Annotated in this window: 22 protein-coding genes and 1 tRNA gene; 18 read left to right on the forward strand and 5 right to left on the reverse strand. The window is 56.8% G+C overall.

Annotation, left to right across the window (positions count from 1 at the left end; genetic code table 11):
• Window positions 1-4: 4 nt before the first annotated feature.
• The 6 genes from FHX16_RS19340 to FHX16_RS19370 all read left to right on the forward strand — a co-directional run bounded on the left by FHX16_RS19340 (window position 5) and on the right by FHX16_RS19370 (window position 5,797).
• On the forward strand, window positions 5-604 hold the full coding sequence (locus FHX16_RS19340; RefSeq protein ID WP_183864208.1) for an alpha/beta hydrolase: 600 nt from the start codon (window positions 5-7) through the stop codon (window positions 602-604).
• A 214-nt stretch (window positions 605-818) separates the two neighbouring features.
• Window positions 819-1,478, forward strand: coding sequence for a peroxiredoxin (locus FHX16_RS19345; RefSeq protein WP_183864209.1), 660 nt, complete (start codon window positions 819-821; stop codon window positions 1,476-1,478).
• Between the two features lie 337 nt (window positions 1,479-1,815).
• Window positions 1,816-1,998, forward strand: a complete 183-nt coding sequence (locus tag FHX16_RS19350) for a hypothetical protein (RefSeq protein ID WP_246712715.1) — start codon at window positions 1,816-1,818, stop codon at window positions 1,996-1,998.
• A gap of 562 nt (window positions 1,999-2,560) precedes the next feature.
• Window positions 2,561-3,562 carry a glycosyltransferase gene (locus FHX16_RS19360; protein WP_183864228.1) on the forward strand — a complete coding sequence of 334 codons (1,002 nt, stop codon included), beginning with the start codon at window positions 2,561-2,563 and terminating at the stop codon, window positions 3,560-3,562.
• Window positions 3,555-3,968: a GtrA family protein gene (locus FHX16_RS19365; protein WP_183756900.1), complete on the forward strand. Its 414-nt coding sequence runs from the start codon at window positions 3,555-3,557 to the stop codon at window positions 3,966-3,968. Before FHX16_RS19360 ends, FHX16_RS19365 begins: the two co-directional genes overlap by 8 nt.
• Before the next feature lie 56 nt (window positions 3,969-4,024).
• Window positions 4,025-5,797, forward strand: a complete 1,773-nt coding sequence (locus FHX16_RS19370) for a hypothetical protein (RefSeq protein ID WP_183864210.1) — start codon at window positions 4,025-4,027, stop codon at window positions 5,795-5,797.
• Window positions 5,798-6,715: 918 nt separating this feature from the next.
• Here FHX16_RS19370 and FHX16_RS19380 read toward each other — a convergent pair.
• From FHX16_RS19380 to FHX16_RS19390, 3 genes are all read right to left on the reverse strand, one after another.
• Window positions 6,716-6,805: transfer RNA gene (locus tag FHX16_RS19380), tRNA-Ser, on the reverse strand.
• A 77-nt stretch (window positions 6,806-6,882) separates the two neighbouring features.
• Window positions 6,883-8,037 (reverse strand): site-specific integrase, encoded by a 1,155-nt coding sequence (locus FHX16_RS19385; protein WP_259129736.1) that lies wholly within the window; start codon window positions 8,035-8,037, stop codon window positions 6,883-6,885.
• Window positions 8,034-8,591, reverse strand: coding sequence for a hypothetical protein (locus tag FHX16_RS19390; protein ID WP_259129738.1), 558 nt, complete (start codon window positions 8,589-8,591; stop codon window positions 8,034-8,036). The genes FHX16_RS19385 and FHX16_RS19390 overlap by 4 nt, the downstream gene beginning before the upstream one ends.
• A gap of 113 nt (window positions 8,592-8,704) precedes the next feature.
• Between FHX16_RS19390 and FHX16_RS19395 the strand changes: the two genes are divergently transcribed.
• From FHX16_RS19395 to FHX16_RS19420, 8 genes are all read left to right on the forward strand, one after another.
• Complete coding sequence (locus FHX16_RS19395; protein ID WP_259129741.1) at window positions 8,705-8,911, forward strand: DNA-binding protein; 207 nt, start codon at window positions 8,705-8,707, stop codon at window positions 8,909-8,911.
• A gap of 116 nt (window positions 8,912-9,027) precedes the next feature.
• Window positions 9,028-9,282, forward strand: a complete 255-nt coding sequence (locus FHX16_RS31580; protein ID WP_405049298.1) for a hypothetical protein — start codon at window positions 9,028-9,030, stop codon at window positions 9,280-9,282.
• Window positions 9,279-9,839, forward strand: coding sequence for a hypothetical protein (locus tag FHX16_RS19400; RefSeq protein WP_259129742.1), 561 nt, complete (start codon window positions 9,279-9,281; stop codon window positions 9,837-9,839). The genes FHX16_RS31580 and FHX16_RS19400 overlap by 4 nt, the downstream gene beginning before the upstream one ends.
• Entirely contained in the window at window positions 9,829-10,158 is a 330-nt protein-coding gene (locus tag FHX16_RS31585) for a DUF6074 family protein (protein ID WP_405049299.1), read from the forward strand. The genes FHX16_RS19400 and FHX16_RS31585 overlap by 11 nt, the downstream gene beginning before the upstream one ends.
• Window positions 10,155-10,601 (forward strand): hypothetical protein, encoded by a 447-nt coding sequence (locus FHX16_RS19405; protein WP_259129744.1) that lies wholly within the window; start codon window positions 10,155-10,157, stop codon window positions 10,599-10,601. Before FHX16_RS31585 ends, FHX16_RS19405 begins: the two co-directional genes overlap by 4 nt.
• Window positions 10,598-11,029 (forward strand): hypothetical protein, encoded by a 432-nt coding sequence (locus FHX16_RS19410; RefSeq protein WP_259129745.1) that lies wholly within the window; start codon window positions 10,598-10,600, stop codon window positions 11,027-11,029. The genes FHX16_RS19405 and FHX16_RS19410 overlap by 4 nt, the downstream gene beginning before the upstream one ends.
• Window positions 11,029-11,415, forward strand: a complete 387-nt coding sequence (locus FHX16_RS19415; RefSeq protein ID WP_259129746.1) for a hypothetical protein — start codon at window positions 11,029-11,031, stop codon at window positions 11,413-11,415. The genes FHX16_RS19410 and FHX16_RS19415 overlap by 1 nt, the downstream gene beginning before the upstream one ends.
• 2 nt (window positions 11,416-11,417) lie before the next feature.
• Entirely contained in the window at window positions 11,418-12,134 is a 717-nt protein-coding gene (locus FHX16_RS19420; RefSeq protein ID WP_259129822.1) for a transcription termination/antitermination NusG family protein, read from the forward strand.
• Window positions 12,135-12,612: 478 nt separating this feature from the next.
• Here the strand turns inward: FHX16_RS19420 and FHX16_RS19425 are convergent, their stop codons facing one another.
• Window positions 12,613-12,765: a hypothetical protein gene (locus FHX16_RS19425; protein ID WP_259129747.1), complete on the reverse strand. Its 153-nt coding sequence runs from the start codon at window positions 12,763-12,765 to the stop codon at window positions 12,613-12,615.
• Window positions 12,766-12,935: 170 nt separating this feature from the next.
• Here FHX16_RS19425 and FHX16_RS19430 point away from each other — a divergent pair, with 170 nt between their 5' ends.
• Entirely contained in the window at window positions 12,936-13,163 is a 228-nt protein-coding gene (locus FHX16_RS19430; protein ID WP_259129748.1) for a hypothetical protein, read from the forward strand.
• 909 nt (window positions 13,164-14,072) lie between these two features.
• Here FHX16_RS19430 and FHX16_RS19435 read toward each other — a convergent pair.
• On the reverse strand, window positions 14,073-14,300 hold the full coding sequence (locus tag FHX16_RS19435; RefSeq protein ID WP_259129749.1) for a hypothetical protein: 228 nt from the start codon (window positions 14,298-14,300) through the stop codon (window positions 14,073-14,075).
• Between the two features lie 472 nt (window positions 14,301-14,772).
• Here FHX16_RS19435 and FHX16_RS19440 point away from each other — a divergent pair, with 472 nt between their 5' ends.
• From FHX16_RS19440 to FHX16_RS19450, 3 genes are all read left to right on the forward strand, one after another.
• The gene (locus FHX16_RS19440) at window positions 14,773-15,243 is read left to right on the forward strand and encodes a terminase small subunit protein (RefSeq protein WP_259129750.1); all 471 of its coding nucleotides are present in this window, start codon (window positions 14,773-14,775) and stop codon (window positions 15,241-15,243) included.
• Window positions 15,240-16,685, forward strand: coding sequence for a hypothetical protein (locus tag FHX16_RS19445; RefSeq protein WP_259129752.1), 1,446 nt, complete (start codon window positions 15,240-15,242; stop codon window positions 16,683-16,685). Before FHX16_RS19440 ends, FHX16_RS19445 begins: the two co-directional genes overlap by 4 nt.
• A 64-nt stretch (window positions 16,686-16,749) precedes the next feature.
• Window positions 16,750-17,211, forward strand: coding sequence for a hypothetical protein (locus tag FHX16_RS19450; RefSeq protein ID WP_259129754.1), 462 nt, complete (start codon window positions 16,750-16,752; stop codon window positions 17,209-17,211).
• Window positions 17,212-17,218: the final 7 nt, after the last annotated feature.

Consider the following 17,218-nt stretch of genomic DNA (forward strand, 5'->3'; position numbering starts at 1 on the left):
GATGATGACGCCAGTACTTATTCTTCCCGGGCTTTTTGGATCAGGGAACACGCACTGGCAAACCGCCTGGTTACAGGATCATCCCGAAAGTCGGCTCGTCGAACAGGACAACTGGGGCAACCCGCACCTCATGACATGGCGGGCAAAGCTTGAGGCGACACTTGAAGATGCAGGAGAAGCCTACATCGTTGCTCATAGTTTAGGATGTCTGCTGGCGGCAAGCCTCGCTGGTCGGTCCTCCGTGGCGCGAGTGAGGGGAGCGCTGCTGGTTGCGCCCTGCGACCTGCCGGCGACCGACAGATTGCATCCAGGACGGATCGCTTTCGGTACGATGCCGACGGCCGAGTTGCCGTTTCCGAGCATGGTGATTGGAAGCCTGAACGATCATTACATGTCGCTCGATCGCCTGACACTCTTCGCTCGCCTCTGGGGCAGTGAGCTGCACAATGTCGGCCTGGCAGGGCACATCAACGTCGCCAGTGGCTATGGCCGCTGGCCGGGTGGCTATCGTATTTTCGAGAAGCTGAAGGCCAGAACGCATCACCTCGACAAGATACCGACGAAAAGGCCGTTACTCGGCAGAGCGTCGTCTTCCGCGTGGTAGGGCTTACTCTGCCGGCGCCCCGATCGACCGTGCTGTCAAGCGTCAAACCAGCGACAGAATTACTTGGGATACTGTGAGGGCCAATCAGGCGGGCCCAGGCGCTATCCGCTGCCGTGACCATTTTGGGCACAAGTGCTTGAATGGCGACAAAAAACAGCTACACAATCACCCACCATTGAAAGCCGATATCACCTACCAACAAGGGTCACCGCTCATGAGCCTCCGTATCAACGATATTGCACCTAATTTCACCGCGGACACCACGCAGGGTCCCATCCAGTTCCATGACTGGATCGGCGATGGCTGGGCGGTTCTCTTCTCGCATCCGAAGAACTTCACGCCGGTTTGCACCACCGAGCTTGGCGCGATGGCGGGGTTGGAGCCCGAATTCCGGCAGCGCGGCGCCAAGATTATCGGTATTTCCGTGGATCCGGTAGAAAGTCACAGCAAGTGGAAGAGCGACATCAGGACGGCGACAGGCTTTGATGTCGACTACCCGCTGATCGGCGACAATGAGCTGAAGGTTGCCAAGCTCTACGACATGCTGCCGGCTGGAGCCGGTGAAACCTCGGAGGGCCGGACACCCGCCGACAATGCGACCGTCCGCTCGGTCTTCATCATCGGCCCGGACAAGAAGATCAAGTTGATCCTCACCTATCCGATGACGACGGGAAGGAACTTCAACGAGATCCTGCGCGCCATCGATTCCATCCAACTGACGGCGAAGCATCAAGTTGCAACGCCGGCGAACTGGCAGCAGGGCGAGGACGTGATCATCACGGCGGCCGTCTCGAACGAAGACGCCATAACCCGGTTCGGTTCGTTCGACACGATTCTTCCGTACCTGCGCAAAACCAAGCAGCCGCAGGCGTAATCTTTCGGGTGGGAGCCGGGTACGCCCGGGCGCCCATTCTACGCAGACTGGCTTGAAGCGCTTCACGGCTCTGCCCAAAAATTGAGAGGCGGCGAAATTCGGCGCCTCTTTTGTTGTTCGCCATGTTGTCGTCCTCGGCACGCATAGCGACACAAACTCCCACCTGTTTCTCGCGTTTGCCGGGCCAATGCGAGTAGGGTAGGGCCGCACACAGCAAGCAGGTCATTGGCGCCATTTGCCCATTTATTTCCACTTTTACGCGTGATGCCCCTCGCATCTGCTGGGAGGCACGGATACATTGCGTCGTGAGCATAATCGCCGGGCAGGAGAAACGAGCATGAGCAGATTTCGCGCTTTGATGGCAGCCGGAGCGATGTTTGGCCTTTCCGCGCTCGCGTCGGCGTGCGCGACCCCCCCGAACTCGATGGGCTCTGCCTCAGGCTATGTGCCTGGGGATTCAATGAATCGAGCCTGCGAGGATGGCTTCAGACCAAGCGACGGACGCTCGTGCAGCTATTGACGGAGCGCTGTGATTCGATAGCAGCGGATCGCTAATCTCGGCCGTCCGCCTGCTTGATCTCTTGCCAATGCGGATAGTGCTCAGCACACCACCATCGCGTTTCGCCGCTCTTCGACGATGTGTGCCCGAAGCCTCCCCATTTCCCGCATCCGGCAACACAGCAGTAGTGGTTTATATGGATGTTGGCGCCGGGCGCATTCGAGTGGTTTTCAATGCTCATCGCGAAGGATTCCCACTGTCCTCGTCAGCTTCAGGTGTGCGGCACCTCAGTCTACACTACTTAAATATCAAGTAAAAAAGCATGTATGGCGAGATAGTTGCCCGGCGAGCTGGCGGCCGCAAGTGCGCGTCATTGTTCCACTTCGCCGTGGAAATGTTGCAACTTCTCTTCCCAAAGTCCCCGCTGCTCGCCAAAGATTGCTATTGCCGCAATCGACCTCCGTAAGAGAAAAAGGGCATTCCGGCGCGTACGCGGTATTGACGTCGTCAGCGTGTTAGTATGGACAAGAACACTACGTCTGGCTCGCAGTACCATCCTCTCAAAACCGAAATTAGTCGCGGAATGATCACAGAAAGAAAGCAAGAAACCAAATCGGTCGAATCAAGCAGCCGTGAAGCGCCAAGCTTCCGCGCGCGTGTCGCCGTTGTCATCCCTTGCTATAATGAAGAGGTCACGATTGGAGCGGTCGTCCGCGATTTTCGCGTGGCACTTCCCGACGCAACGATCTACGTCTTTGATAACAATTCTTCTGACCGGACGATCGCCTGGGCGCGGGAGGCAGGCGCAATTGTCAACACTGTCCGTGAGCGAGGCAAAGGCAATGTCATCAGGCGCATGTTTGCCGATGTGGAAGCGGACGTCTATCTGCTCATTGACGGGGACGGGACATACGATGCGAGCGCCGCACCAATTCTGATTGAGGAAATGTTGGCGCATGGCTTGGACATGGTAGTGGCTAGCCGAACTTCCACAGAGCGGGAGGCATATCGGCCCGGACACAGGTTTGGAAACTGGCTCTTGACCGCTTGCGTAATGATGATTTTTGGACGGTCTTTGACTGATATGCTTTCGGGTTATCGGGTGTTCTCGCGGCGCTTTGTTAAGTCGTTCCCTGCCCACGCCTCCGGCTTTGAGACCGAAACGGAATTGACAGTACACGCTTATGAACTCCGGATGCCAGTGTCAGAGGTAAAGACCGTCTACCGGTCGCGCCCCCCGGGCTCGTCAAGCAAGCTTAATACATATCGTGATGGACTGCGGATTCTTCTGACAATATTCCGTCTTTTCAAGGCCGAGAAGCCGCTCGTATTCTTTGCAATAGGATTTCTATTCTGCGCTGCTGCCTCGGTGATACTCGCACTTCCTCTTCTGGCAACTTATTTGGAAACAGGCCTTGTTCCTCGCATCCCGACTGCTGTGCTGGCGGCATCACTCATGCTATTCGGTGCGCTGCTCTTAACATGTGGCATCGTATTGAACACCGTTACGAGAGGCCGCATGGAAATAAAGCGCCTTGCCTATCTCGCTGTGCCAGGGCTTTGGCGCTCAGGTACTCATGGCTGAACTGCCTAGACAGATACTGAGCTTCGCTGTCGCGGGCATCGTCGGTTTTGCGGTTGATCTGGGTGTCTTGCTGCTCGCCGTGCACTGCGGCTTAGGGTTCTTTTTGGGCCGATCAATCTCGTTCCTCGCTGCGGTACTCGCAACTTGGCAAATCAACCGGCACTTTACTTTTGAGCGCGGGCCCGATCAGGAAGTTCAAAAGGAGTGGTGGCGGTATTTCGCCACCATGTTACTGGGCGGATTCTTCAACTACGTGGTTTACAGCTTAATCGTCTTGTCATTTCCGAAGCTCTGGTTGTTGCCCGCAATTGCGGTAGCCGGCGGCTCTCTCGCTGGCATGAGTTTTAATTTCGTAGGTGCGAAATTGTGGGTATTCAAACCAGATCTGGTACGGTCGCCGAAATGAGGGTGTCAAAAGCTGAGAGGCGAACGGCACTGCTCAATAAACCGCAGGCGCCGTTAGTGGCCGCCATCATCGTTCCGCTATTATTCGGCTTCTACTCGGTGATCCTGGGTGCGGATGCAAACTGGGACCTCTACAACTATCACGTCTATGCGCCGTTCGCGTTGATGAATGGCAAGGTGTCAATCGACCTGGCACCTGCTGGATTTCAGGGATATTTCAATCCGACACTAGACCTCTTCCCATATCTTCTCAACCGAACGCTGCCTCCCGCAATGTCAGGCTTCTTGCAAGGGATGCTGCACGGCATGACTTTCGTCTTGGTTATGGGTATTGCGTCCGTAGTCCTTCCGGAAAGGCCCATTGAGGATCGATACCGTCTGCCGATCCTGCTTGCGCTTTCGGGGTGCCTCACCGCGGTCTTTTTGTCTGAAGTTGGCAATTCCATGGGAGACAACACGACCGCACTCTTCATTCTCGGTTCAGTCTCTATCATCGTTTCAAATTGGTCGACTCTCCGAAGTTGCAACATGGCGGCGGCGATGCTCCTTGTGACCGCTGGCTTGTTGGCTGGCCTCAGCATGGGGCTGAAGCTGACAAATGTCGTCCCTGCGTTTTCGATCTGTGTCGCCTTATTGTTCTGCGGCCGTGGTACCTTGCCCCTGCGATTGTGGTTGTCGATTGGTTTCGGCGTCGCTGCAATAATTGGCTTCGCCATAACGGGTGCCCACTGGATGATACGGTTGGCACAAGAATTCGGTAATCCGCTCTTTCCACAATTCAGCAACGTCTTTCCGCACCCGCTTGTTGCGCCAGTCGGCGTCGCCGACATGCGTTGGCGCCCGCAAGGCCTCCTCGAGACGTTTTTTTGGCCGTTCATTTTCTCCGTAAACCCTCGCAGAGTTGGCGAGCTACCTCTTAGGCAAATCATCTGGCCCATCGTCTATGTGACGTTCTGGATCTGGACGCTGCGAAAGCTCTGGGCTCGCTACCTTGGTGCCGCGACGCCCACCCTTAGACCCGAGGCATCGTTCCTGCTACTCTTCATCGCGACAGCTTATCTGCTGTGGATGCAATTCTTTAGCATCTCCAGATACATGGTGTCGTTTGAAGTCCTTTTGCCGCTCGCGTTGTTCATCCTTCTGACGCAGCTGCGTCCCTATACATATGCCCGTCGCACAGCCAAATGGTTGTTGGTCGCCGCGGCCGCGGTTGTTCTGACGGCCGGAGCTCGTACCTGGGGCCATGAGGGATGGGGGGACCCGCTATACCACGCAGAAGCCCCAGCGCTGCCTGATCCCACTCACGCGACCGTTCTCCTCGCAAGCGCCCAAAAACCGCTGGGTTGGCTGGTCAGTCTTTTTCACCCTGAGATCGCCTTTGTCGGCCTGGCGACGGCTTTTCCCGCGACTCCAGCCTACAACGAAAAGGCCCAGGAGATTGCACGGGTACGCGGCGGCCCGATCTTTGTAATCACGGACGGTGAAGATAACACCCGTGCCTCCGATATGGCCTTTTACGATGACCTTGCACGTCGGACAAAGTTGACTGCGAGCCCAAAGGGCTGCGGCTTTCTCCGGTCCATCGTCTCGCAGTTGCGCCTGCGGGCAGATGTTGTCGGCTCGGAGGCCGACGATGCCGCGTGCCGCCTTGACGTGCCGCAATCGAGGAAGGTCGATGTGAGCGCCTCGGAGCGGGCACGGCGCGAGCAGGCTGGTCAGATCGTTGCGCAGGCAGGATTCACCCTGGATCCCGAGAGTTGCACCGTGTTCACGGCGGGGATCGGCAGCGGTTCGCATCGATACCAGTTGTGCAGGGCGACGATACCCTGATCTCCGGCTCGTCTCTCGGAGTTGGTTAACTGTGATTCTCTGTTGGTCGACCAGCGGCCAACGGAACTGTGTTGATCCCTTGGCGAAAATCACTGCAAATATTATCAATCGTTGCCCGGATCGTGATTGAACGTGCGTTGAAGCACGCCTAACCGCCCCACTCACACCGTGCCCGCCATCGGACGTTTGAGCTCAATGCGAAAAGTGTTGCTGCATAAGCGGGGCGCGGTCCTGCGAGGGACGCTCTTCATATCGGAAACTAAAATCCCCCAACTGGTCCTCTTCCTCAGTGTCGCGAACTGGGGCAGAAGGTGGGCTCGCCCGATGAATATTGGAGCGGTAGATTGTCCCCCACATAATTCACCATGCGAGGAGACACAAATGAGCAAATTTCGGACTCTCGTAGTGGCCGGCGTGTTGATCGGGCTGGCCGCGCTTGCTGCGGCTTGTACGACCCAGCAAAATTCAAATCACGCTGATTTCCAATACCAACCGCGGCATTCCGTGAATCCCGCCTGCAACCATGGCTTCAGACCGACCAACGCGCTCTCTTGCGCCTACTGACGAGCGAGGACTCGGCTCTTGTTCCTGCCATTACCAAAAGGAGCCCCGTATGGTCACTAGCGTGGCCGGAGTTGGAGATCCGCTGGCCCACTTGTCCATTGCCATCGCCTTAGCACAAGTTTGTCTCTCGTCGACTTCGGGATGGCGGCGTCGGCCACTGCTGAGAGATGAAGGGCGGGCTTTTGCCGAACCAGCACTTCAACTCCAACGCAAACGTCGCGCTGGCTGTCACAAGGGGCGAGTATCGCTATCCAATCAGCAGCCATCATTGGCTTGTGTGCCGCCGGTGTCTCAGCGGCCATTCTCAGGTGCGGCAAGGAGATAGTATGAAAAACGCAATTAAATCAATATGATTGGCGGAAGAGGTGGGATTCGAACCCACGGTACGGTTTCCCGCACGCCGGTTTTCAAGACCGGTTCCTTAAACCACTCGGACACTCTTCCATCTGATTGATAAGGTTGAGAAATCACCACTTGGTTGATTTCAAAGAATCGGTGTTTGCTACCGATTTGCTACCCAATCACTCGACGGCTGGCTTTTTAGCAGCTTTGATGGCCGCGTCAACTTGCTCTGCAGCGTTTGCCTGCATTCCCGGCATAACGTGGGAATAGAGATCAAGCGTGATGCCGATCGTCGAGTGACCTAGGCGCTCGCTGGCAATCTTCGGATGCACCCCGGCTGCTAGTAACTGTGTAGCGTGGGAGTGCCTCAGATCGTGGAAGCGAATGCGGGGCAGGTCGGTCTTTGCCAGCAACCTCGTCCATTCGTGGGTGAGTGATACAGGCTTCAGCGGATTGCCGTCGACCTGAGCAACCACGAATGATTCGTCTCCTGGTCGGATTCCGACTTTCAGTTGTTCCTCAGCCTGGGCGACGCGGTGGCGCTTCAACTCCTCAAGGACTGTCGAGGACAGCGCCACGGTTCGCGACTTGCCTGATTTGGTCTCTTTATAGCGGACGTCCGTCCCAACCTGCTCGGCGCTTCGGGTGACCGCTATAACGGCTCCTATCAGATTCACGTCCTTCCAGCGGAGCGCGATGATTTCCCCGCGCCTCATGCCACAGAGAGCTGCCAGTAGTGCAGGAATGAAAACGCGGCTCTTCCGCAGATCATCAAGCATCACCGCCGTCTGTGGAGCGGTGTAAGCTTCCATCTGCTGACGTTCGACCTTCGGCGGCCGAGTGAGGGCGACCGGGTTCTTCTTCAGTAGATCCCACTTCACGGCTTGGTCCATAGCCGTCAGCATCACGCGCCTACAGTGATGCACCGTCCGCGGCGACAGCCCTCCCTTGCCATCTCTCCGGCCACTCTCCAGCAGCTTCCCCCAAGCCGCATCGATCCGCGTAGCGTTCAGCTTATTCAGCGTGATTGCCCCAAGAATAGGCGAAACGTTTTTCAGCAGCAGCTCTTCATAACGCTGGTGCGTCTTAGGACTGACGTTCGCCTTCTCGTGCTTCAGCCAAATGGTGAAAAATTCTCGGACCGTAGTCTTTGCCGGCTCGACGTAATTCCCGCCGTCCAACTCAGTGATGAGGCGCGCGCATTCAGTTTCGGCTTGGCGCTTGGTGCCATGGAAAGTGTGCCATTTCCGCCGACGCTTTCCAGTGTTGGGATCTGGCACGTCGATGACAATTGCCCATTTTCCGGGGGAGCGCTCGCGGATGTGGCCTTTCATTTCGGCTCCTGTCTCTTTGTCTGAAGTTCCATTCTTCGTTTGCGCCAATATTTGAGTTGAATTTCCCGAGACGCACCTATCGCCTGCAGCACAGCTTCATTGGGAATCTCAGATTTGGCCTCCTCGTCAGCCAATCGGACTGCATCGGAAAAGTTCTGATTGTTTGTGAACTGAGCGATTTCGACAAGCAGATGGAAGAGGTTGTCTTGTGCCTCAATCTGCCTATTGAAGGTGAAATTCACTGAATCGTAGAGCTTGTTTGCGATCTCTCGGGAAATGGTGTTGTTGTCGGTTCCCTCCTCCATCACGGCCAGAACTTCATCTGGAACATCAACGGCTTCAGCGGCCAAGTCCAACACTTCTGCGACGTCCTTCGTAATGGATGGCAACGCCCGGACGGATCGAAGACCTATTTGAACCAATCTTCTGATCGCTTCCGACTTCGATGGCACTCGATTTTCGTATTGCCAATCTTCGATCGCATTAAGTTCTTCCTCGGTGATCACCATTTGCAAGCGTTTGCTGTCGCTGTCGCCTAATCTCGGCCGTGCCATCGGGGGATATCTCCGCATTTTCTGCCAAAAATACACACGAAACGTTGCGGGTCAATTCGAAACGCGATAAAAGTGTTTCGTGTGTAACTTTGTGATAAATGAGGAGTTGACGCATGACGCTTGAAGAAGCGCTTAGCCGACCGACGATTTCAGTCCCCGACGCGGGAAAATTGTTCTTCGGGTTGGCACGAAACGCAGCCTACGACGCAGCGCAGCGGGGAGATTTTCAGACGATCAAGGTGGGCGGACGAATTGTCGTTCCGGTCGTTCCTCTCGCCGAAAAACTCGGTCTGAAGACCACGATCGGGAGGGCTGCATGAGCTGCCCAAACGAAAAAAAGCAGCCCGGTAGAAGTTTGGCGACCCAACCGGAACTGCTTCGATTTGAAATCCGTCCTCGCGGACGACCTCTCTTCCCACCAGCAATAGGTTTGCCGATGAGCGCTGCAGCTAGACAACAATTGCGCATCCGAGTCCAGCTTTTGGACGACGACAATTCGCCGATTGGTTTCCCAATTACTATCATTGGGCGGGAGTATTGGACCCTTCTCCGTCTGATCGACGCGGGCGATGGCCTAGCGATCGAGACTATCATTCAGAAGCATGGGAGGGCTTATCCGGGCCACCACCCACGCTACAAGCTCCACACCAAGCTTGATGTCCTCGAAGAAGCTGGGAAGCTCGCCGCATGAGCAGCAAGCACAAGCGAAAAGGGAAATCCAAGTTCATTATGATCGAGGCCTACGTGAAGCGCAGCGCTGCCTGGAGGGCGCTGACGCCGATCGAGCGCAATGCCTACATCGAGGTGAAGTGGCGCTATGACGGCTTGAACAATGGCCGCATCGGTCTCGGCTGCCGGGAATTGGGTGACGAGCTCGGCATGGGCCGGGACACCGCGAAGCGAGCGCTCAATCGGCTTGCTGATGTGGGTTTCATCGAGAAAACAAAACCGAGCGCGTTCAACGTCAAAAACAGGGCCGTCACCGAGTGGCGGCTCACGGAATACAAGTGCGATGTGACGGGTGAATTGCCGAACAAGACCTTCATGCGTTGGCAGCCTGAGAAAAAACAACAGGCGCACCCAACGGACACACAGGCGCACCCATGCGACACCATCAAAGCAAAACCTGCTGAAAACGGGAGGTACAGGCGCACCCATGCGACTGTGGAGCCAAATTCGGCAGTTTCACAGGCGCACCCATGCGACACATATAGATATACCATAGGGGGTAACGTCGATGCAGCGTGACGACTTACCGCTTCTCAACTGGACGCCACCTGTTCAGATCATTCCATTCCCATCAGCAAGCAGGGTAGGGCACGCAAGCAAGATTGCCCGCCAACTCTCGAAGGCTAGGACAAATCGGGAAGCCGACCGCGTGCTCTCTCGCGCTATCGATGCGCATTCCAGGCAAATGTCACGTGCTGGGGTCGGCGTTGATGAGGTTGAGCGAGAACGCCGTGAATTCCTCGAGTTGATCGAGAAGCAGTGCCACCGCCTCAACGCACGTTGGCTCCCACAGATCCCTTACCGCTCTGAAAGTTTCGAACCCGGAGGTGCAGCATGACTAAGTTGATCGACATTAAACCGGGGCAGTGGGTTTTGGCTTTCTATGAGCCGTACGGTCCAATGTTCAAGGCAATGCCAGAGCATCTTGAGATGTTTGCTCATCGCGGCGGCGGATGGGATAGCCACCGCAAAACCGAGATGTTTCATATCCACCGCGTTAGTTCCGTGAAGCCGAAGACGTATCTCTCCGATGAGCGGATCGATCACCCCTATGCCTATCAAAAGGAACGGCTTTGGCGCAGCCACGTCATCTCTGCTGGACCATCAAAGGAGACGATGATCACGCTGCGCGACAAGCTTTTCGCCGTTGGCGTTGAGACATCGGATCTGATCGAAGCCGAAATGTACCGGCGCATTGAAAAGTTCGCGGCGAGGAAACGCGCCGCGGCAGAACGCAAGATCCACCGTCTCCTCCCTCACTTCTTCGGGGTGGCTCAATGACTAAGATCCTCAACGTGAGCAGAAACGAGGACGGGCAGTATGAAATCGTAGACCAGCGCGGGAAGCTGGTTGAAGGCCCGTTCGATACCAACGCTGGAGCCTGGAAGGCGCTCGATCGGCTCGACAACGAAGTCGGCCGGCCATCCAAGCCGAAGAGCAGCAAAAAAGTGCTCTGGGGTGAGCCTGAAGCGCCGAAGTCGAAGAAGGGGCGCCGCAAGGCCAAGCTGAAGCAGGAGCGGCAGGACCGCCAGATGATGGCGAACGCTGGCAAGGCTGTTGGTTGGGTAAGGTCTATCGCGGCCGTAAAGTTCGATCCAGCTGGGGAGCGCGCTTACCGAGACTATAAGCTAGGCACATTCGGTGCGGCTTCGGAGGTAAAGCGTATCGATCCCGCCGCGTACCTGGCTGAGAAGGCGCGGGGTAAGTGATGATCGACCAGCTCCCAGAGGATGTGCAGCAGCGCATGATGGAAAAGCTGCTCGGCAAGGTGAATGCCGAGCGTATCAAGACGGCCACAAGGGGCTTTCGGCCGGTGCCGGTAGTCGTAACCTTTGAATTCTACGAGTTCAGCACCGTGTTCTCCTACCAGTGGCGTATCGACAGGATCGAGAACGGCCGCAAGGAACCGCACCTCGGCAGCCTCGACAGGGAAACCTGCATGGCCGAAGTCGCGGCTCTTAAGCGCAGGGGTTTCACCGTGCGACAGGTGACGATCGGCCTCGAACCTACCAAGTCCCAACGCGAGCGGGCCCGCGAGGCCGGACAGAAGCGCCGCAGCTCAATCATGGCCCAACTGAAGGATATCAAGATTTGAACATGCAGACCCTAAATAGAGCCTTCGACCGTTGCAATGAAGAGAAGCTCGCGAAGGAGACCCGCGCCGAGGAACTCAGGTTCCGGGCAGCGCGACGTGGCGAGGGGGAGGCCGGCCAGTGGAAGCCAGACGCTGATCTTTGGTTTGCCATCAAAGCCGCGCCAGGATCTCAACGTTCGCCATCGGCGCCGGCCAGTGAGGAGAGAGCGCCCAGCTTGAGCATCATCGAGCGCAACCTCGCGAACGCTGGCTTCGAGTCCTTAATGCCCACCTATCGGATCGTCGTGAAGCACCATCGGAACAAGAAGCTAATCGAGCGCCGCTTCCCGATCTTCACCGGCTATGTGTTCGTAAACCTGCCAACCCGCCGCTTTGTGCAGGTCGAGTCAGTTGAAGGCGTGGGCAAGCTTCTGAAGTACAGCCGGGTCTACGGCGACGCTCCTGAGCCGTTCAGCTTCCCGCAGGAGGTCATTGATCGCCTGCGTTACATGGTCTGGGAAGAGGACCAGAAATACCTGCTCGAAAAGGCCTGGCGGATGCGCCAGGATGAGGTCGATCGGGAGCTCGTGGAGGTCAAGAAGGCCGCATCGAGAGCCAGCCGTAAAATCCGAAACACTCAGTACTCGGAGCTGGCCGGCGGCCTTGTTCGCAGTCTTCGGGTGCCGTCATCGCGCGCTTTGGTTATGCAAACCATGGATCAGTTGTTGAATCTAGGCTGATCCGCTTGCAAACACATAACTGTTTGGTAATATCTGCGCACTGATTTGGTGGATGTACAGTGCGCAGAGCGACGGTCCACCGCGGCCCCTAAGGGTAAGCCGCGCGATGGGAGAAATGCGCCGACGCGCCCCGTTGATTTCTAAGGCTTGAGTACCTGCTGTTTACAAAGAGCGCTACCGTCGGCGCCGATCCGGCATGTGGTGAGTTTTCCGGTCGACAAGCTGTACAACGCTACAGCGCCTTCGGAGCCCACTACTACAAGCGGGTTGCTGGTTTGCGCCGCTGCGCTGGATAGAAAATAGCCACTTATAACGATGGCTGCAGCAATAACTGCGATTGACCAAGCCTGCATTTCGACCTCCCCCACGTGTCTCGTTGAGAGAGACTGAACCGTGGCGTGCATAGTGTCGAGTAGCTGCGGGATAGACAATTAGAGGTAGGTGAAACGGGAAGGAACGGGCAGCCCCTTCCCACCCATTAGACTCCTGCAGCCACTCTGGCTTCCAGATCGTCCACCCGCTTCTGAAGGCGCTTGACCTCTTCCTTCAGCGCCGCGACTTCGTCGGCAGTCTTCACCTTGCCTTCAAGCGCGGTTAGTCGATTATCTAGGTCAGTCATTGAAATAGCCATTAGTCGCTCCTTCTCAGTGTTGGGACTGACGGCAGGTAAGACTGGCCGCTCGAGTCGTCCAGACGCTTTGCAAAATAAAGCGTGACCCGACGGATATGTCTGCGAACGCGGAGTGTCTGGCGTATCCAGTCAGCGCTCGTTATCCTCTCTCGGAAACAGAGGGGAAACCAATGAACGACAATGAAGAAGCCGTTACGATTCTCAAGTTCGATGTTGAGCTGAGCGTGAGCGGGCCGATAACAGCCGTGGTGAACAAAAGGACGGCCGCGGTGCTCCGATCTCTGGCTGATCGCCTCGAAAAGGATGACTTCGAGGACGGATTTGAGAAGATCACAGATGCGAGCGGCGAGGAGATCGGAGAGGTCTACGTCGATTACTCAGAGATGGAGACCTTCTGAGCGGCAGACAGCGAGAGGCACGCCGCAGGCAAGCGGCTTTGATAGCGTCCAGAGTCAGGAAACGCCATAGAGGCGTGGCTCGCTGACCTGAGATCCTCGCCTATGGCCTTTTAGGATGCTCAGTTGGGAGAGGTCCAATGACCCACTTGTACCAGCTATTTACAGCGTTCTCTTTTCTCTTACTGGCTGCAATCAGTTCGTCATGCACCTCCGGTGGGCCGGGGGCCCGTTCGCTGAACGCTCCCTTGAACATGGCCTGCGCACATGGCTTCGGGTCCCCTGACGACGGCTCATGTAGCTATTAAGATCCGAGGGATCGGTTCGATCGAACAAAAGACGATTCGACAGCTCCTCAGCCTCTCCATCGTCATAGCAGGCGCTATCATTCTCGCCGCTGCTCTGTCGGGATGCCAAGACCTGCAGGTGTGCAGGTATGGCCCGTTAGATCTTTATGCGACAGAAAAAGGGCTTGGCGTAGCGCGTGTTGTTCACGGCGAAGTAGGCGACAGCAAATCGAGGATCGGCTCTGTCTAGTTCACAGGCCGAGATACCGCCACTCCAAGTGTCCCCCGCCGTGAGTGCATATGGAAGTCCTTGATGCGCAGAGAATGTGCGTGGGTCGAATACAGCACCGCAGGTTGCTGAGATGCCGAGCTTGGCGTGTAGCAAAGAGGGGTAACCCCATATCTCCAAGCTCGTAAGTTTCGTGCCGGCATCTCCGATGTTCGTGATCTCAGCAATGATCGCATGCTGTGACAGGTCAGCCATCGAGTAGGTATGGTGCGAGTGGGCTCGAACCCGAACGCCACTCTCAAACCAGCGTCTTATCTCCAGGAAAAGCGCGCCCGTTGCAACAACTGCTGCATAGACTGCGGCGCCAGTTTGCCAATCCACTATCAGTCTCAACGTTTAGCGGGCGGTCTTGGTCATCTCAGCACGGCGCTGAAGTTCGATATCCATTAGTTCCCATATGCGGGTCGGAGTCTCGTTGACATAGATCGTATACTGGCCGCCGTTTCCTGTGCTCGTCGCAGTAATGAGTGCGGTCGACCCGTTTGGTTGGTACTGGATGATCTGGATAACCTGGTCCATGTTCACAAGAATGGATTGAGTGTTATCGTGGAGTCGAAGGTACATTGGTCATCTCCTTATTGCCAAGGCGAGATAAGACGCATCGTAACCTTGAGTCGCAAGCCTCAACGGATGCAATCCGCGCAATCCACAGGATGTCATTGCCAACCGAATGCTGCCGCCGTCCAACTGGCAGCCGTCGCTAACGCTCCAATGCAAGCGGCTGTTGCCGCGCGCGTGTTCCACCTCGCCTGAAGTTCAAGCGTCTTGTGTAGATCGATCCTCTTTCCCTTAGAAAGAGAGATCAACCATCCCCCCAAAAGGGCGCCGACCCCAGCGGTGTCTTTGGGCGCTGGGACCTCCGCTATCGCAGCCCTGTACCAAAACAATGCTGCAAGCAATCCAGCCAGGGCAGCTATCCAATTCAGCGCCATCACCATCTATGAGTTCTCCGTCTTGATGACTGCCGAGATAGTGCACAAACATTGCCGCAATGCTTACGCGCTCGCGGCGCGATCCAAAAAGGCGTCGAACCCTTATGGCAAAGAAGAACGCTCCAAAGGCAACAGGGCGCCCAAGCTCATTCACCCAAGAGGTAGCGGACGCGATCTGTGAGCGCCTGTCGAACGGTGAGAGCCTTCGGGCTATCTGCTTGGCCGAGGACATGCCTGCAAAGTCTACCGTTTTCAGTTGGCTTGCTGATGAGCAACGCGCCGCTTTTCGGACCAAGTACGCACTCGCGCGCGAAGCCCAGGCCGATGTCCTCGTCGATGAGATGGTCGACATTGCCGACGACGGCTCGAACGACTGGATGGAAAAGCGGTTCGGTGAAGAAACCCGCTGGGTCGAAAATGGCGAGGCGCTGCGTCGTTCTGCACTTCGCGTCAGCACCCGCCAATGGATTGCCGAGAAGCTGAAGCCGAAGAAGTACGGGAGCAAGCTCGCTCTGACAGACGGCGAGGGCGGCCCGCTCAAGATCGAAGTCGTCCGCTTCTCCGATGAGCGATGACAACAGTACGCATTCCGGCGCTTGGATGGCGCCCGCGTGAATACCAGCTTCCGGCTTGGAACGCATGGGAGCAGGGCTGCAAGCGCCAGCTTCTGTTCTGGCATCGTCGAGCCGGTAAGGACGAGATAGACCTACAGAAGCACGCAGTCAGCGCCATGACGCGGCCGGGAACCTATTGGCATATGCTGCCAGAGGCTTCCCAGGCGCGAAAGGCGATCTGGAACGCAGTGAACCCACATTCGGGAAAGCGCCGCATCGAGGAGGCGTTCCCGTCTGAAATCATCTCGAACATGAACGACAACGAGATGTTTATCCGGTTCGCCACTGGATCAACGTTTCAAGTTGTCGGCTCGGACAATTTCAACAGCCTGGTCGGCTCGCCACCAGTTGGCATCACGTTTTCGGAATGGGCTCTGGCCAACCCAAGCGCATGGGCGTTTCTATCGCCTATCCTTGAGGAAAACGGCGGCTGGGCTTCATTCATCACCACGCCTCGCGGCAACAACCACGCAAAGAGCATGCTCGATGCTGCCAAGCTCGATAAGTGGGATAGGCGCTCAAACCCGAAAGGGTGGTTTACGCAGGTACTGACGGCCGGCCAGACTGGCGCCATCAGTGCGGAAGGTATCGAGCGCCAACGCGGTATCTATGCGGCCCTCTACGGCAAGGAGATTGCCGACCTTCTGATTGAGCAGGAATTCTACTGCTCCTTCGCTGGCGCGATGGTTGGAGCCTATTGGGGCGCTGAGATTGCCGCCGCTGATGTGGATGGCCGGATCAAGCCGCTACCGATCGACAGCCGCTATCCGGTTCATACGGCGTGGGACTTGGGCAAGGCAGTCAACAACCCAATCTGGTGTTTCCAGACGATCCCCGGCGAGCTTGGCCCTCGCATCGTGGATTTCTACAAGCCGGATTCGGAGGATCTGGAAGACTGGTGCCAGTGGCTGAATGAGAAAGGCTACCACGGCAACGATTACGTTCCGCATGACATCATGCATCCTGTCTGGGGTACGAAGCGCACGCGCTACGACATCCTGAAGGAGAAGGGCCGCAAGCCAAAGATGGTTGGCATGGCCTCGGTTGCCGACGGCATCACAGCGGGGCGCGAAACCATCAAGGTCGCGACCTTCCACGATGGTGACGATGAGCGCGGCAAGCGTGTCGAATCGGGCGTCGATGGCCTGAAGGCGTACCGCAGGGAATGGGACGACGAGAGGAAAACATTCCTCCCGAACGCTCACAAGGACTGGGCAGAGCATATCGGCTCATCGTTTCGATACCTTGGCCTCGCATGGCGCGAGGAGAAGGCCGAGACCGCACCGCCACCGAAGAAGACCGAGCCGGTCTATGAGGCAAAGGCAGGCGGCGTCATCGTCAGCAACATGACGCTCAAGGAGCAGATTGACGCGATGATCAAACGGAAGAAGCGGCAGGGATAGGAACCCGGACGGACTCGGCTGCGTTTCAGGAGCGCGTCGAAGTCCATACCGAAAGGACTTCATCATGAAAGCCCCCGAACAGAAGGTCGTTGAATCGATCGAGCGCCAGTGGAACGGCGGCGAGCATCGTCTTGCCGGAGCCCGCGCAAGTGAGCTGATCTTTGGCGCCGGCAAGCAGCCGAACGAAAGACTGCAGACGGAAGTCGTAGAGCGTATCCCTGGTATCGAGCGCTATCTCGCTGCTCCCGCCGAAGGTCACATCGTCGAGAAGGTCCCAGAGCAGTCCGGCGACCCGATGGCACGACAGCCGGAGAACCGTGCTGAAGCTACCGGCGAATCAAACCAGTCGACGCCGAAGGCCAAGGACGAGCAGAAGGCTATCGACAACAAACTGGCGCCTGGACGCAAAGCACGGGCCAAGGCTGCCAAGAGGGACGCTGCAAAGGCAGACGACAAGAATGGCGGCGCTGGCGAGCTGGTTTCTACCAAGCTCAACCCAGATCCGCAGAACCCCACGGCCGCCTAACCTCTGC

It is taken from the genome of Rhizobium sp. BK661 (genome assembly GCF_024808825.1).
Classification (GTDB): Bacteria; Pseudomonadota; Alphaproteobacteria; order Rhizobiales; family Rhizobiaceae; genus Rhizobium.

Bases quoted from the DNA above. Each gene is read 5' to 3' on its own strand.
- FHX16_RS19340 (WP_183864208.1), top strand. From the start codon at position 5: ATGACGCCAGTACTTATTCTTCCCGGGCTTTTTGGATCAGGGAACACG.
- FHX16_RS19345 (WP_183864209.1), top strand. From the start codon at position 819: ATGAGCCTCCGTATCAACGATATTGCACCTAATTTCACCGCGGACACC.
- FHX16_RS19350 (WP_246712715.1), top strand. From the start codon at position 1,816: ATGAGCAGATTTCGCGCTTTGATGGCAGCCGGAGCGATGTTTGGCCTT.
- FHX16_RS19360 (WP_183864228.1), top strand. From the start codon at position 2,561: ATGATCACAGAAAGAAAGCAAGAAACCAAATCGGTCGAATCAAGCAGC.
- FHX16_RS19365 (WP_183756900.1), top strand. From the start codon at position 3,555: ATGGCTGAACTGCCTAGACAGATACTGAGCTTCGCTGTCGCGGGCATC.
- FHX16_RS19385 (WP_259129736.1), bottom strand. From the start codon at position 8,037: ATGAAAGGCCACATCCGCGAGCGCTCCCCCGGAAAATGGGCAATTGTC.
- FHX16_RS19390 (WP_259129738.1), bottom strand. From the start codon at position 8,591: ATGGCACGGCCGAGATTAGGCGACAGCGACAGCAAACGCTTGCAAATG.
- FHX16_RS19395 (WP_259129741.1), top strand. From the start codon at position 8,705: ATGACGCTTGAAGAAGCGCTTAGCCGACCGACGATTTCAGTCCCCGAC.
- FHX16_RS31580 (WP_405049298.1), top strand. From the start codon at position 9,028: ATGAGCGCTGCAGCTAGACAACAATTGCGCATCCGAGTCCAGCTTTTG.
- FHX16_RS19400 (WP_259129742.1), top strand. From the start codon at position 9,279: ATGAGCAGCAAGCACAAGCGAAAAGGGAAATCCAAGTTCATTATGATC.
- FHX16_RS31585 (WP_405049299.1), top strand. From the start codon at position 9,829: ATGCAGCGTGACGACTTACCGCTTCTCAACTGGACGCCACCTGTTCAG.
- FHX16_RS19405 (WP_259129744.1), top strand. From the start codon at position 10,155: ATGACTAAGTTGATCGACATTAAACCGGGGCAGTGGGTTTTGGCTTTC.
- FHX16_RS19410 (WP_259129745.1), top strand. From the start codon at position 10,598: ATGACTAAGATCCTCAACGTGAGCAGAAACGAGGACGGGCAGTATGAA.
- FHX16_RS19415 (WP_259129746.1), top strand. From the start codon at position 11,029: ATGATCGACCAGCTCCCAGAGGATGTGCAGCAGCGCATGATGGAAAAG.
- FHX16_RS19420 (WP_259129822.1), top strand. From the start codon at position 11,418: ATGCAGACCCTAAATAGAGCCTTCGACCGTTGCAATGAAGAGAAGCTC.
- FHX16_RS19425 (WP_259129747.1), bottom strand. From the start codon at position 12,765: ATGGCTATTTCAATGACTGACCTAGATAATCGACTAACCGCGCTTGAA.
- FHX16_RS19430 (WP_259129748.1), top strand. From the start codon at position 12,936: ATGAACGACAATGAAGAAGCCGTTACGATTCTCAAGTTCGATGTTGAG.
- FHX16_RS19435 (WP_259129749.1), bottom strand. From the start codon at position 14,300: ATGTACCTTCGACTCCACGATAACACTCAATCCATTCTTGTGAACATG.
- FHX16_RS19440 (WP_259129750.1), top strand. From the start codon at position 14,773: ATGGCAAAGAAGAACGCTCCAAAGGCAACAGGGCGCCCAAGCTCATTC.
- FHX16_RS19445 (WP_259129752.1), top strand. From the start codon at position 15,240: ATGACAACAGTACGCATTCCGGCGCTTGGATGGCGCCCGCGTGAATAC.
- FHX16_RS19450 (WP_259129754.1), top strand. From the start codon at position 16,750: ATGAAAGCCCCCGAACAGAAGGTCGTTGAATCGATCGAGCGCCAGTGG.